The following is a 14,067-nucleotide window of genomic DNA, read 5'->3' as shown; positions in this document are numbered from 1 at the left end:
TGACCTGCTTATTCGCACCTTCCCTAATTGTCGTAAGTACGGGCAATTACAACAGATGTACGGTACCAATGATGTATTACCGCTGTGGATTGCAGATATGGATTTTGCCACACCAGAACCCATTCTGAATACGCTACGGGCTGTTATAGAACAGCCCGTTCAGGGCTATAATCTGGATTACCCACAGTGGAAAGAAGCGGTTATTCATTGGTATGCGCAACAGTATGACAGTAGCGTTCAGGCGCACTGGGTGCATTTTGTTCCGGGGGTCATCAAAACCATCGTACTATCATTGATGGCTCTCACCCGTTCAGGGGACAATATATTGACCTGCAGCCCAATATATGACCCCTACCCCAACCTGGTCAAAACCAGCGGCAGAAATCTGGTTCAAACTCGCCTAATTGAGAAGGATGGCGGTTACGAATTTGACTGGCATGATTTCACTGAGAAGCTTAAAACATGCAAAATGTTTCTTTTTCCTTCTCCGCATAATCCCGGCGGGATGGTATGGCGCCGCGAGACGCTTGAAAGAATAAGTGACTATTGTCACGACGCGGGCGTCATCGTGATCGCGGATGAAGTTCACTGCGATTTGACCTTACCTGGCAAAACACACCACCCATTTTTCACCCTCAATGAAAGGTTAAACAGTCAATCGATCGTACTTGCCTCTATCAGCAAAACTTTTAATACCGCAGCGATACAAGGCGGTATCGCCATTATCAAGAACGATGAACTGCGCGAACGGTTCTATCATTTTCTTGATAACTGCTACCTCGCCGAGACCCATTCGTTACAGCAGGCGGCCATCTACAGTGCCTATACTCACTGCAGTGACTGGCACCAGAAATTATTGACCTATCTGGCTGACAATATAGCGTATGTAAAAGATGAAATTGAAAAGCACTGCCCCTTGATCTCGATTCTGTATGGCGGCGCATCCTATCTGCTGTTTCTGAATGCTGAAAAAATGGGCCTCAGTGATGAGCAACTGAGCGCTTTTTTTGTCCATGATGCCCGGCTTGGCCTGTCGCCAGGTTATCAATATGGTCCTGGCGGAGAAGGCCATATGCGATTAAACGTTGGTTGTCCGCGTTCTGTACTGGAGGAGGCCATGGACAGACTCAAAAAGGCATACCAGAAGAGGCTGGACGCGTAGCGCTATACCCAATATTTGCCCTGCTAAGTCAGGGCAAAATACCCCAAAGATATGCCCTGACCGGCTATAAATACTTCCTCTTCTCTGCGCGAGTGTTAAACTGGAAAGTGTGATCTTCATCATAACCTGCTTAAACAGAGAAAAGAGACACTGCTATGCAACATATCATTGAGGGCTTCCTCAACTTCCAAAAAGAGATTTTCCCTCAACGTAAGGAACTCTTTCGCAGCCTGGCCTCCAGCCAGAATCCTAAAGCACTTTTCATCTCCTGCTCAGACAGTCGTCTGGTGCCAGAACTGGTTACGCAGCAAGAGCCAGGACAGCTTTTCGTTATCCGCAACGCGGGCAATATCGTCCCTTCTTTTGGCCCGGAACCGGGCGGTGTATCTGCCACCATCGAATACGCGGTCTTGGCGTTAGGCGTGACGGATATCGTTATCTGTGGGCACTCCAACTGTGGTGCGATGAAAGCGATTGCTGAAAGCCAGAGTCTGGATCCGATGCCTGCGGTCGCCCACTGGTTGCACTACGCCGATGCGGCGAAAGCGGTAGTCGAGAAGAAAACCTGGGATAACGCAATCGACAAAGTGAATGCCATGGTGGAAGAGAACGTTATCGCTCAACTGAATAATATTAAAACGCATCCGTCTGTCGCTGTCGGACTGCGTAATAATGCGCTGCGTCTGCACGGTTGGGTGTACGACATTGAAAGCGGTGAGATCCGTACACTGGATAAAGACAGCAAAACGTACGTTTCACTGGCAGACAATCCGCAGGTGCATTTCGAGTAAAATCTTTATCTGGAGCAAGGATGCTCTGGCAACGTCACCCCGCCCCTTCCCCCCGCCACTCGTTCCGTAAGTGGACAAAAAACGCGCTTGCGACTAGCTTTTAAACTAACCGTTAATGTTGCTGTATAGCACCCGGTGAATTGAAGCGACAAAAGGAACACGTGCGAATGCAGGCCAAATATAAAAAAATAATAAATATGCTTTTTTATCATGAGTCGTGGGACATCATGATTATCAAGGATAATGGTTCGCATATTTTTCCTACTAACACGTTGGATATACTGAAGCGTACCCCTGCGCAGCAACTAAAAAAGAAATACACCTTTCAGGCCGATCCTTTCATCATTGAAAGAGATAATAAAGTTTATATTTTTTATGAGGCTTTACGCTTCCGTAATTCGAAGGGGATCCTACGCTGCCGTATACTCGATGCCGACTTAGCGGAACTCGATGATGTGAAGCTCGACGGTTTCGATTATCTAAAATGCCATTTATCCTTTCCTTTTGTATTTGAGAACAATGGCCAGCTCTTTATGATCCCTGAGTCTTCAGAAAGAAAAGAGGTTATTTTATTTCAGTGCGTAGATTTCCCGCAACGCTGGAAGGCGATAAACGTTTTAATCTCGGACGAAGCATTAACCGATAACGTATTTTTCTCACTACACGGTGCCTGTTATCTGTTATCGACGACAATGAATAATGAGCTGATGATCCATACTGCCGAGAGCGTGAGCGGTCCGTGGCAGAAAATCACGCCCACTTTGCAGTTGAGCAACCTGCATCAGCGAGGCGCTGGGGCGCCCCATAACATCGGCAATACACTGTACTTCCTCACTCAGGAATGCACGCCTGAAACCTATGGAAAATCAATTTACATCAAAGCATTAGTCACGCTAAACGCATTTTCTTTTGATGAAAAGCTTATTGCACAGGTCAATGCCGCCATCAACCAAAGCGACGGTGTACATACCTTAAACTTCACGAATAACTATCTTGTCTACGATAGTAAAATAAACACCTTTAGTTTTTTATCGATACTCAAAAAAATATCTTATAAGTGCATGGTGAAATTCAGAAATTTATCTCTTACCCGACGCCACTCATAGCCCTGTATTTATAGCCGTGGCCTTGGTGAGTCAACAATCTTTTTCATAAGATTTCCTCTGGAGGCTGTATGGCAATACTTGTCACAGGTGGCGCAGGTTATATTGGTTCACATACCGTGTTGACGCTTCTCGAAAGAGGTGATGAAGTTGTGATCATCGATAATCTCACGAATGCCTCACAAACATCATTACATCGGGTCGCAGAACTCACCGGAAAAGAACCCACAGTTTACATTGCCGACGTTCTGGACAGAGAGGCATTAAAAACGATTTTTTCACACCATGACATTAGTGATGTCATTCATTTTGCTGGGTTAAAATCAGTTTCAGCATCCATAAAAGAACCCCTCGCGTATTATAATAACAATGTCACCGGAACGCTGGTTTTACTGAGTGAGATGCTGACTGCGGGTGTTCACAGCCTAATCTTCAGCTCTTCCGCAACGGTCTACGGAGATCCGGAAAGCGTGCCGCTCAGCGAACAATCGCGCACCGGGGGAACAACGAATCCGTATGGCACCTCTAAATTAATGGTCGAACAGATTCTGGCGGATTTTTCCCACGCACACCCTGAGTTTCGCCTCACCTGCCTGCGCTATTTTAACCCCGTCGGTGCCCATTCCTCAGGCCGAATTGGTGAGGATCCAAATGGTATCCCCAACAACCTGGTTCCCTATATTTCTCAGGTCGCGATTGGCAAGCTTGAAACCGTGTCGGTGTTTGGCAATGACTACCCAACCCCGGATGGCACTGGGGTACGTGATTATATTCACGTGATGGATCTGGCAACCGGCCATTTAGCGGCTTTGGATTGCCAGAATAAAGGTCCAGCCTATAAGGTGATAAACCTCGGTACCGGCATCGGCTATTCGGTGATGGATCTTATTGCCGCTTTTGAAAAAGCGGCTCAACGAAAAATTAATTATCAGATTGTTGCACGAAGACCCGGGGACATCGCCGAATGTTGGTCTGACCCGTCGCTGGCGCGCGAAGTACTGGGCTGGCAGGCTACCTACACGCTTGATGACATGATGCGCGACACCTGGAACTGGCAGAAAAATAATCCTGATGGTTATCACGCTTAACACCCATCAACAATGAGCCTGCGGGCAGGCTCATTGTTGCTAATGGCTAACGCGCCGTGATCGTCGACACACGATACCATCCGCTGCTCTGCTTCCCTTCATTGGCAAAGTTAATTCTCGCCGCGCCCGACTTATCCACGATCGCCACTTCAATGGCGTATTTTCCTCTCGGTAACGCACCGGGCATAGGGAGTTGATAATTCAGCTGATGTTGACCCGGCAGCCAGCGACGAATGTCTTCCGGTGAATTTCCCTGAGCAACAACATTGTTAGCATCATTAATAATACGAAATGACAGGGTGTAAGGAAGGTAAATCGGCGCAACGCCGTCATTATACCAGGTACTGATCAGCGCCAGGCTGCGACCATTTTCCCATACTGACTCATGGCTCAGAGAGGCCAGACGAAAGCGATAGCCCAGCCTGGTCAGTGCATCATCGACAATCGGCCGATACTCACTGGGCACCGTTCGCGATTTCAGGTTGAGGGTACTGGCATGATGCTTCACCGCCCAGTCAAAAATCCCCTGCACCTCTGCGCGCGTATAATGAAAAAGATTCTTCCAGTCCAGCATATACGAACAAATTTCCAGACTCACCGGCGATCGTTTCCAGGCATCGTTTAACCCGGAATAACTTTTCTGCGCAGCCAGCAATCGTTGCGGGTAATCATCTGCCATGTGATTCCAGTCATTGGAAAACACACGCAGGTCGCCCCAGCAGTCCGCGCGCCATCCAGCCCCTCGCGCCACCGCATTGGCCAGGCTTTGCCCACCACTCATCAACATAATTTTTGGCGTTACGGGAAATGCAGCAAAGTGCATAGCGACGTAGCGATCTAGCTGCTCGGTGGTATATCGTTCCAGCAAGGGTTGCAGCACATCTTTCGGGAAGTTGCTGTTATGCCATTCTCCCCACGATCCCACCATGCCAATATCGACAAACGCCAGGTTCTGATTACCATCGTAGCGCTTGCCAAAAGCGTTCAGCAGACGTTGGCTGTAGGCTATAAACAGGGGATCGTCGAGATCCGGGATAAAGGTTTTATGATCGGGCGTCCATTTTCCTTTCACCCCTTTTTTAATCAGCCAGTCGGGGATCTGCGAGCCGCTTTCAGGCTCCGCAAGGGCCATAAACCGCAGCCCCACGTTCATCGCGGGCCGATGCGCCGCCGCATATTTAAAGGCATCATCAACCAGCGCAAAATTGTACTGGCCTTCCACTGGCTCCAGTTCCCGCCAGTAGAAGCGTTCATATTCAAACCCGGTATTAGGGTAATCCGCCAGGCCCAACGTTTCACCATAACCCTGATGAAAACTGGCCCCCCCAATCCCGGGGTTGGTCAGCGGACCGGTTACGGCTTTGGGAGTGACGGTGGTTAATGCAGCCATGGCCGTCAGCGGAAAGAACACACTCAATAGCGCCAAACCCCATTGACTCTTCATCGCCGTAACGCCTCCACCCGTTGGTTAACGCTAGTGGTTTTTCAGGCTTAGCCACCAGTCCCAAATACCCACATGAAAATTCTGGAACACATCAATACCCAACGCGGATTTGATCATATACAGCGTCAGCAATACGCAGCAGGTAACGAACAACACAACAAACAGCAGTAACAATGCGATCAGGATATTGGATAGCGTCGATTCCCGACGATGCCAGTGACGTAAATCCCTGCCAAACAAAAAGACCAGGTAAAAACGTCTACCGAAAAAGGGAAAGCTTCTACGAATATCAACCTGGTGTCTCGATCCCAGGGTAATAGCAAGTACCGCTTTTTCGACGCCGTCTTTTTGTTCAGCGGTCAACCCCTGCGAGATCTTCTCATCCAGTTGAGCATAAAATCGTTCAATGACGGGCGGTCGGTTCTGAGAGTTGGGCAAAATTAACCTATATCTTTATCAATAGCGTGATAGACGGTGACTGTTTGTCTGGCGATTTCATGCCAGTTATAGTTTTGCAAATATACACTATAGTCAATGCTATTTGCTGTCGCCCATCTCGCCATTTTCCCGGCCAGACTCGCCAGATTACCCACCTGAAAATACGCCTCTGCGGGTAACTTGACCTCCAGATTCGCCGGAATATCGCTCACCACCGCAGGCAGAGAAAATGACATCGCCTCCAGCAGCGCTATCGGCAACCCCTCATGATACGACGGCATGACAAACAGTTTTGCCTGCGAAAACACCGCCTGCAGCTCATCGCCGCGTAAAAATCCGGTCATCACCACGCCTGGCGTATCAGCGGCCTGCTGTTTGAGACGAATACTGTATTCGGTCGGGTGATCCGCATCGCCAATTAACACTAATGGCATCGTCAAACCACTTTGTTGGTAGGCTGAAATGGCATCATGCATGCCTTTTTCTTCCACGAATCGCCCCACCACCACAAGATAGTTTTTCGGCTGGAGACCATAACGCGACAGCGTCTGGTGAAGGGTATGTTCTGATAATGTTCGCGGTGCGTTCACGCCATTGTGAATTAAATGCGCATCATAGCGGCGATGCTTATTCTGGATAAGCTGATTAATAACTTCAGATATTACAATCACTTCATTGGCATATCTCACTGCCCAGCGTTCACCGAGCAATAATATTTTCTTTGCCACATACCCCCATTTCTGGCGGTCATAGTCAGGTCCATGATGGGTGAAAACGACCTTCTTGCCCAGTAACCGTAATACCGGAACCACTAATCCCGGACCAATAGCGTGGACGTGCACGATAGTCGAGTGGTCAAAACAGGTGCTGAACGCGGCTAAAACGGAATGAACAATCGCTTCCAGCGAGCGTTTTTTAGGTGCCCACAGCGCATGGGTTTCGACATTCTTATACGATGAACGGGTGTAATTCACGTACGGCGAGCGGGCGATAACACAAATATCAACATCGCATAGCCGTTTAATTTCCGGATAAAGATGTTGGCAGTGCGTTTCCACCCCACCCAATACATCGGGAATACCGCGCGTGCCAAATACCGTTATTTTTTTACGCATATTATGGCCTGCCCAGCAGTTCTTTATACAGTGCCTGCAACGTTTCCATATGACCACTGAGCGCATATTTATCACTCAGCCGTTGACGTCCATTGATGCCCATTACCCGTGCTTTCTCCGGGTCTTCGACCAGCGTATCCATCGCCTCTGCCAACGCCTGCGCATTACCCGGCGTAAATAATATCCCTTCAATACCATCGCGAATTTGTTCAGGGATCCCGCCAATACGTGAGCCAATGACCGGCTTGCCTAATGACATTGCCTCTAACACCGCCATCGAACAGTTTTCATAACATTCCGAAGGCAGGATCACCGCCCGGGCATGTTTAATCAGTTGGTCCAGGGCTTCCCCTTGTTGTACATAGCCTAAAAAATCCACGTCCGGATATTGGGCAATCAACTCGTCATGTAACGGGCCATGACCGACAATTTTCAGCGGCGCCGGGTTACGCATTTTCTGGTGAGCGGCCAGCAATGTAGCCACCCCTTTTTCACGGCTCAGGCGGCCAAAGTACAGCATATAACCTTCATCACCAGTCGTCTCCACGGGCCGGCTGTCATCTACGCCATTGACGATGACATCGATACGCGAATTTGGCAGCACACGTAGCAAAATGCCGCGTAAAAATGCGCTGGGGGACACGATCACATCCAGCGCCTGATAATTTTGCGCAATGTATTGCCAGGTAGCCTCTAAAGAGAGCAGTAAACTCCTGGCGGCAGACCCTTCCTGACAGCGGTATCTGAAAGCATTGAAGACGGTCCCGGTAATACAGGCATCGCACACTTTCCCGTCGCGTAGCATAGAGTATGAAGGACAGACAATTTTATAGTCATGGGCGGTCAGTACCGTTTTACAGCCAAAATTGCGTGCGACTTTAATTAGCGCTGGCGTTAGCTGATGATAGATATTATGAAAGTGAACGATATCCGGGCGTTCTTTTTGCAGCAAGACCTGCATTTTTCGACAGGCTTCGGCGTTATGAATAAAGTTAACCGCCGTTTTAATACCGCCTAACAGGTTACTGTCTGTATGGTAATCAACATTTTTGACAAAAAAATCCGCATACTCCGAGGGGAAATTTTTCTCATGCTGCATCGAAAAATCAATCACCTGCACGCCGGCCTTTTTCAGCATCTCGCGTTCCTGAAAATAAACCGTTTCCGCCCCGCCCTTTATAAAGAAAAACTTGTTAACCAATAAAATTTTCATTTCATCCGCTCTTTTTATTGTTGAATGATTTTACTGTTGGGCGGCGTCAGCGGATCGCACACAGGATGAAGACACCCTTTCAGCAATCCCACGGAACGGACAATCATATTAATGACGCTTTGAACCCCATCGCTGAGAGAACGATTTTGCACAATTTTCCACAGTGTGAACGCCAGTAATGGCAGCAACACCAGGGTAATAATGCTGCCGTTGACGGTGACCAGTGCGGCAAGCAAGATCAACAGATACAGCGCAAATACCGCCTCATTTTTGACCATCTTGAGGGCGCGGGTGAAATACGGTGTTCCAAAACTACAGCGCAACAGCTCTCCCGGCGCCTGGTAATAGCCGCTCAACCACCGATGTTTCAGCATCTTGAAGGTCGGCAGGGTGTGTGACGTATGGCTAAAATAAGGGATATCCAGACGACGCAGTTTGTAGCCGGCATCGGTTAATCGCAGCCCCAGTTCGGCCTCTTCATAGGCGTGCAAATTCCGGTTGGTCAGATAGCCAATCTTTTCAATCGCCGCGCGACGATACAGCCCGCCGCCGCCTAAATGGTCACAATCACCCACGGGATAGATCTGGTTAATGCGCTGTTTACGGGATTTGAACTCATAGTTCACGGCATCATCCATTTCGACGGTTCCCGCCACGCCGGCATACTCTTCATGCGCCTGTAAAAAGGCGACGGCCCGATCGACAAATCCCTCTTCCAGCGCCATATCGCCATCCATCAGCAGCAGATATTCGCCTTCGCTATAAAGGTAGCCCAGTTGGTGTCCGACACCGCAGCAGCGATCGCCCGGCTCCGTTAATGACACCACCGTCACCCCTTTATTCACCGCCAGTTGCTGGGTGCTATCTGTCGACAGGCTATCAGCCACAATAATTTTATGCGGATATCCCACCAGCTGTCGGCGGATGCTGTCGATGGTTTTCTCAATACCTTTCGCTTCGTTGAGCGTTTTAATACTCACCGAGATAAACGGGATATTATCCATACCCTCCTCCTGCGCTGCGAAGAACGGTACGACGAATCACTAAGCTTGAACCGAGCGATAAATAAAACAGGAACTGTAGCATCGGCGTTATCATCAGGATTTGGCTATAAGGTAAGCTCACTAAACACGCGATCGCAAAAGCGTTATACGCTGGCGCAAAGCTCAACAGTTGCAGATCCTGCGGGTCCAGTTGTTCAAGCGCCAGTACCGGTTTCGGCTGACACACTTTTAGAATATAAATAAACAGACCGATAAACAGCAGCGTGCCAATCACGCCAATTTCCCACAGCAGCATACTTAGCGACGTGGAGTCCAGGATCAGGTTATAAACAATATTCAAAAACCCAGGTGATACCGAACTTCCGCTGTTCGTCGCATTCAAGCCGTAGCCAAATAGCGTACCGGACAGTCCCCACAGATCGTTATTTTTAAGCCAGAACAGAAACGTCGTGAAGCGGCCCAGTTCACCGGTCGACATGATGTAGTTGGGATCAAAGATATAGCTGAGTGAATCGATAAAAACGCTAAAGGCGCTTTTGGTCGGATCGCCGCCAAAAGCAGACGAATAGTACCAGGCCAGAATCATCACCGACAGACCGATGAGTACCAGCATGCCAATAACAATCAGCAATAACGTTTTGAGATTAATTTTACTGACGTCTTTAACATAGCTCGGCGAAATCCACACCCAGGCCAGGAACAGCGGTGAAAGCAGGATGACAAATTTCACTTCACCAATAATACACAGCCCAAACCCAAGAATAATATGCAGCGCCATCGATTTAAACGTCGTCAGCCCGTGTTTATATTCCGAGAGCTTAAGCAACATAATCAGCAGGCAAAATAACCCCATTGCCGCCGTATTACCGCCGCCCATTGGGTCGCCGCCGAAGGTCCCGACCACCGAGTCCCATTTTTCCTCTTCGCCGCGCTGTGCCACGCGCTGGGGAACCACCAGTAATACCTGATAAATCATCACCGGGACCTGGGCGTAAAACACCCAATACAGATAGCGTGTTGCCCGATAAATCTGTGATTCCCGGCAGAATCCCAGCAGTAAACAGATCATCACCAGCGACAGTGCTATCTCGTTTTTAAAGGCCACAATCGCGACGGTTACCCCGCCCTGCAGCAGGGTTGAAGCCCCAGCCAACAGCAGAAAAGAGAAATACAGCGCAAGAATAATGGTCTCCTGGGCATCCAGATGCAGCGGGCTCTCACGCGTTTGCATCACCATTAATCCGACCATGAGCAGCGTCAGGAAAAACGGGATCCACAGCACCGACTGCATACCGGTAAAATATTGCACCAGTCCACACAGGATCAGCGTGATAAAGGTATAGGCCTGTAAATAATATCCGGTATTCAGGGTCATAATATCACCGGCTTGTCTTTCAGCAGATTGGCGCGCTGGTTCATTTTGAAATAAATAAACCCATAGCGAATAAATGTCAGCGCAGAGAACAAGATGACTGACGTGGCATAGTCTTTATAAAAATAGGGCACCACCACAAAAGCGACTAACACAATCGCCAGCTGTTCGAGCTGAATACGCAAAAAATAGCGATGGGAGCCAAAAATAAGTTCAATTACCGTGAGTGGGCTGATTGCCAGCGCTGGGAACAAATAGGGCAGCATATAGCGGGATGTCTCAATGGAGTTAATCCAGTCCTCGCTAAACCCCAGCCGCATCACGATGGGATAGAAAATAAACACCCCGAGCGTACAAACCACCCCAAGCACTAACAGCAGCAAACGCACCTTTGTATATTCCTGATAATTAAAGGTGTTATTTCTGAAATCAATAGACCACTTGGAGAAAATGGTATTGCGCACCGCATTGCCGATGATCACCACAGGTGCCAGACAGAACCGACTGACGACGGAAAAATAGCCAGCCGTCAGCGCCGAGAACCAGAAGTTAATCAGCATAATCGGTAAGTTGCTGCTGGCCATCGCCAGCACCTCAGCGCTGCCGACCTTGCTGATGTGATGAATGTTTTGCTTAAAAAATCTCCAGTTATTCAATGGATGCAGATGCCCAGACGTCACCGAGCGGATATCAAACGAATGCAAAATACAGCTCGATGTCAGTAGGATCATCGCGCACGCCCACGACCAGTAAAAGGTCTGTACCTGATGCGTGAGCAGTACCGAGAGCACCACCACTACCGAAACCGAAATACGCTGAAAAATCAGAAAATAAAAATTGGCCGTGCGCAGCGATAAGTTTTCTGAGATTAACGCCCACGCCGTAGAGAGCGTCAATAAATAGAGAAACAGGATATTCTGGTGAAACAACCACGCAGTCAGTACAGCGTAGGGCAACGCAATCAGCGTGCTTTGCAGCAGGCAAAACACCACATTTTGCGCGAGACTGTCGTCCTGCTGCTTAGGAATTAACAGCTGTGAGGCAAAGGTGCAAACCTGCGCCCCCACCACGGCAATACTGTAGTTAAGCGCATAAAGCCCAACTTCGGCCATGTCATACTTATGTGAGATCAACCAGATAGACAGCGCACCAATCAACTGCGAGATGATTGATGAGCCAGCTATCGTGGATGCGCTCTTCAGTAGACTCATACGCGGCCTGGTGTCGTCAACAGTTGGTCAGTGCTGAAGTTCAGTGAACGCAGCCCTTCTTGCGTTTCGAGGTTTTTTTCTTCCACCCCGTTCAACACCGCGCCAATTACCACGCCCTGATTATCCTCAATCTTATCCAGCGCGCTGGCGATCGTCTGTGCCGTCCCCACACCGGCTTTCACGATGAAAATAACCCCGTCGGCAGCGCGCTTAATCAGCTGAATATCCTGGCTCTGATTCACCGCCGCCACATCAATAATAATGCGCTGATAGCGCGACTTCAGCTCGCGCATCAAAGGCTCTACATTTTCCGACGACAGCATCAGTAAAGAGGAGATAGTGGACTTACCTCGCGGGATAAAATCAAGATTCTCATGTATCGTCATCCGCGCGTTCTCCAGCACGATTTCGCCCCGTAGCAGCTCCGCCATGCCCGCAGATGCCGGCGTGGCGAGTTCATTCGTCAGGCCATCGTTATTAAAGAAGTCTGCATCAATGAGTAGCGTTTTCTGATCGAAACTAAAGGAGCTTGCCAGCAAATTGGCCAGCAGGGAACGCCCTTCACCGTGCCCGGCAGACGCCACCGCAACCGTCTGTAATGGCCGGCTATCCAGCATTATCCGGGTACGAATACCGTGAATAATGTCGGCATTCAGCGGGTTCTTCAAAATCATATCCCGTACCTGCGCGCGCCCGGTTGTGCCGCTAAACCGGCGGATTTCACCCAGCGGGGTGACGTTAAGGCGTTGACTCATACGGCTCAGGGTGCGAATGGAATTGTCCATTGCTGCTTTGACGATGAAGTACATGATGCTAAACACCACCGCCATCAGGACCACCATCACCAACAGCAATGACTTATTCGGTTTTGCCGGTTTTAACGGCGGCACCGCTGGATCGTACAGCACGGCATCTGCATTGACACCGGACAACGACAGTTCCTGAGTGCGCTGATACAGCGATTTATACAGGTCCTCCATTTTGTCTAACGACAGTTTCTGGCTGTTATAGCCATCTCGTTTGGACGCCATTTGCTGGAAGATCTCTTTCTGCTGCGCCACCTGCTGCTGATAATTCTTTTCATCCGCCAGCGCGGCCAGATATTGCTGACGTAAGCCAACTTTCAGTTCGCCCAGCACCCGCCCGGTTTGACTTTGGATCGACTGAACGTCGGCTTCCGCTTTTAAAATCGTCGCGTGTTTCGGCCCATACAGTTTTCGCTGTTCCGACAGCGCGCGCTGCGCCTGAATCAACGCGATACGTAAGTCCTGAATCTGGGCGTGGTCAGAAACCGAGGGCAAAGAAATGATGCTCTCAAGGGTTCTCCCCCGGCCATTCACTTCGTTATAGACCGACTCCGCCGCAACCCGACGCTGGGTCGCATCGGCCAGACGATTAGTCACAATACTAAGCTGCTCGGTTTCAAAACCGTCAATACCGCGAAAGGTCAGCAGCCCGGCATTTTTCAGGTAGCCATCCATCGTCTCTTTTTGCTTCACGATCGCAGCCTGAAGCTCTGCCATCTTTTCCGCATTCAGCGCCTTCGCGTTCTCCACTTTCTGCCGTTTTTGCTCAACCGTATAGTTGATGAAAGCCTGCGCGACGCCGTTGGCTATCTCAGCCGATTGCTGTGCTGAGGGTGACTCATAGGAAATAGAGGCCAGATTGGTCGTGCGAATGCCGATGACCTTCAGATGTTGAGATAATGTCTTCAGCGCCTGATCGACTCTCTGTTGCTGATTATCCCCGCTATTAGCCCCCGCTGCGGCCAATTTATTGCCAGTAAAATCGGGATTTTCATCCAACTTCAGGTCGCGTACCGCCTGCTCGAGAATAATGCGTGACTGCATCAGCGCATATTGCGTTTCGTAATATCCGCTGCGCGTTGAATCAAAACCATCCACCTGTGGAAACGGCGAAACGTTATCGGCTTGTGCCTTAATCAGCACCGTCGCCGTCGAGACATACTTTGCTGACATCATGCTGATCAAGGGATACGCCACCACTCCGGCGATAATTCCGGTTAGCGCAATTTTCCAGGCGTTCTTTTTAAGTTCTTTGGCAAAGCGGGAGAGTTCGACTGCGTTTTCTCGCTTTTTGCCGTTTTCCACTATAGAGAGTTTCAT

12 protein-coding genes are annotated in these 14,067 nt (G+C 49.4%); 4 read left to right on the top strand and 8 right to left on the bottom strand.

Annotated elements, in window-relative coordinates; translation table 11 throughout:
* The first annotated feature begins 4 nt into the window (after nucleotides 1–4).
* The 4 genes from FDW88_RS12320 (at nucleotide 5) to galE (ending at nucleotide 4,144) form a co-directional block, all read left to right on the top strand.
* A complete protein-coding gene (locus tag FDW88_RS12320) occupies nucleotides 5–1,162 on the top strand; it encodes a MalY/PatB family protein (protein ID WP_137362639.1) in 1,158 nt (385 codons plus the stop codon).
* A 155-nt stretch (nucleotides 1,163–1,317) separates the two neighbouring features.
* A complete protein-coding gene (locus FDW88_RS12315; protein WP_115257678.1) occupies nucleotides 1,318–1,953 on the top strand; it encodes a carbonic anhydrase in 636 nt (211 codons plus the stop codon).
* Between the two features lie 167 nt (nucleotides 1,954–2,120).
* Nucleotides 2,121–3,059 (top strand): hypothetical protein, encoded by a 939-nt coding sequence (locus tag FDW88_RS12310; RefSeq protein ID WP_137362635.1) that lies wholly within the window; start codon nucleotides 2,121–2,123, stop codon nucleotides 3,057–3,059.
* A 68-nt stretch (nucleotides 3,060–3,127) separates the two neighbouring features.
* Nucleotides 3,128–4,144, top strand: coding sequence for a UDP-glucose 4-epimerase GalE (gene galE, locus FDW88_RS12305; RefSeq protein ID WP_115257676.1), 1,017 nt, complete (start codon nucleotides 3,128–3,130; stop codon nucleotides 4,142–4,144).
* Nucleotides 4,145–4,190: 46 nt separating this feature from the next.
* On the opposite strand, the gene FDW88_RS12300 is transcribed toward galE, so the two are convergent.
* The 8 genes from FDW88_RS12300 to FDW88_RS12265 are packed head-to-tail and all read right to left on the bottom strand — an operon-like array spanning nucleotide 4,191 to nucleotide 14,067.
* Nucleotides 4,191–5,588, bottom strand: a complete 1,398-nt coding sequence (locus FDW88_RS12300) for a DUF4832 domain-containing protein (protein WP_137362634.1) — start codon at nucleotides 5,586–5,588, stop codon at nucleotides 4,191–4,193.
* 30 nt (nucleotides 5,589–5,618) lie between these two features.
* Nucleotides 5,619–6,026, bottom strand: a complete 408-nt coding sequence (locus tag FDW88_RS12295) for a hypothetical protein (protein WP_117343210.1) — start codon at nucleotides 6,024–6,026, stop codon at nucleotides 5,619–5,621.
* A 2-nt stretch (nucleotides 6,027–6,028) separates the two neighbouring features.
* Nucleotides 6,029–7,141, bottom strand: coding sequence for a glycosyltransferase family 4 protein (locus tag FDW88_RS12290; protein ID WP_135911550.1), 1,113 nt, complete (start codon nucleotides 7,139–7,141; stop codon nucleotides 6,029–6,031).
* Nucleotide 7,142: 1 nt separating this feature from the next.
* The gene (locus FDW88_RS12285) at nucleotides 7,143–8,354 is read right to left on the bottom strand and encodes a glycosyltransferase family 4 protein (RefSeq protein ID WP_137362633.1); all 1,212 of its coding nucleotides are present in this window, start codon (nucleotides 8,352–8,354) and stop codon (nucleotides 7,143–7,145) included.
* A 14-nt stretch (nucleotides 8,355–8,368) separates the two neighbouring features.
* Nucleotides 8,369–9,358, bottom strand: a complete 990-nt coding sequence (locus FDW88_RS12280) for a glycosyltransferase (RefSeq protein ID WP_137362632.1) — start codon at nucleotides 9,356–9,358, stop codon at nucleotides 8,369–8,371.
* Nucleotides 9,351–10,733, bottom strand: a complete 1,383-nt coding sequence (locus FDW88_RS12275) for a capsular biosynthesis protein (RefSeq protein WP_137362631.1) — start codon at nucleotides 10,731–10,733, stop codon at nucleotides 9,351–9,353. The genes FDW88_RS12280 and FDW88_RS12275 overlap by 8 nt, the downstream gene beginning before the upstream one ends.
* On the bottom strand, nucleotides 10,730–11,941 hold the full coding sequence (locus tag FDW88_RS12270) for a capsular biosynthesis protein (protein ID WP_115257669.1): 1,212 nt from the start codon (nucleotides 11,939–11,941) through the stop codon (nucleotides 10,730–10,732). Before FDW88_RS12270 ends, FDW88_RS12275 begins: the two co-directional genes overlap by 4 nt.
* Nucleotides 11,938–14,067, bottom strand: a complete 2,130-nt coding sequence (locus tag FDW88_RS12265; protein ID WP_137362638.1) for a tyrosine-protein kinase domain-containing protein — start codon at nucleotides 14,065–14,067, stop codon at nucleotides 11,938–11,940. Before FDW88_RS12265 ends, FDW88_RS12270 begins: the two co-directional genes overlap by 4 nt.

Source organism: Citrobacter sp. wls829 (genome assembly GCF_005280825.1).
Taxonomy (GTDB): Bacteria; Pseudomonadota; Gammaproteobacteria; order Enterobacterales; family Enterobacteriaceae; genus Citrobacter; species Citrobacter gillenii.
Note: the sequence above shows the minus strand (reverse complement) of the source record. Positions and strands in the feature narration are given on the sequence as shown.

Coding starts and splice junctions, on each gene's coding strand:
- FDW88_RS12270 (WP_115257669.1), bottom strand. CDS start 11,941: ATGAGTCTACTGAAGAGCGCATCCACGATAGCTGGCTCATCAATCATC.
- galE (WP_115257676.1), top strand. CDS start 3,128: ATGGCAATACTTGTCACAGGTGGCGCAGGTTATATTGGTTCACATACC.
- FDW88_RS12310 (WP_137362635.1), top strand. CDS start 2,121: ATGCAGGCCAAATATAAAAAAATAATAAATATGCTTTTTTATCATGAG.
- FDW88_RS12265 (WP_137362638.1), bottom strand. CDS start 14,067: ATGAAACTCTCTATAGTGGAAAACGGCAAAAAGCGAGAAAACGCAGTC.
- FDW88_RS12275 (WP_137362631.1), bottom strand. CDS start 10,733: ATGACCCTGAATACCGGATATTATTTACAGGCCTATACCTTTATCACG.
- FDW88_RS12285 (WP_137362633.1), bottom strand. CDS start 8,354: ATGAAAATTTTATTGGTTAACAAGTTTTTCTTTATAAAGGGCGGGGCG.
- FDW88_RS12315 (WP_115257678.1), top strand. CDS start 1,318: ATGCAACATATCATTGAGGGCTTCCTCAACTTCCAAAAAGAGATTTTC.
- FDW88_RS12280 (WP_137362632.1), bottom strand. CDS start 9,358: ATGGATAATATCCCGTTTATCTCGGTGAGTATTAAAACGCTCAACGAA.
- FDW88_RS12300 (WP_137362634.1), bottom strand. CDS start 5,588: ATGAAGAGTCAATGGGGTTTGGCGCTATTGAGTGTGTTCTTTCCGCTG.
- FDW88_RS12290 (WP_135911550.1), bottom strand. CDS start 7,141: ATGCGTAAAAAAATAACGGTATTTGGCACGCGCGGTATTCCCGATGTA.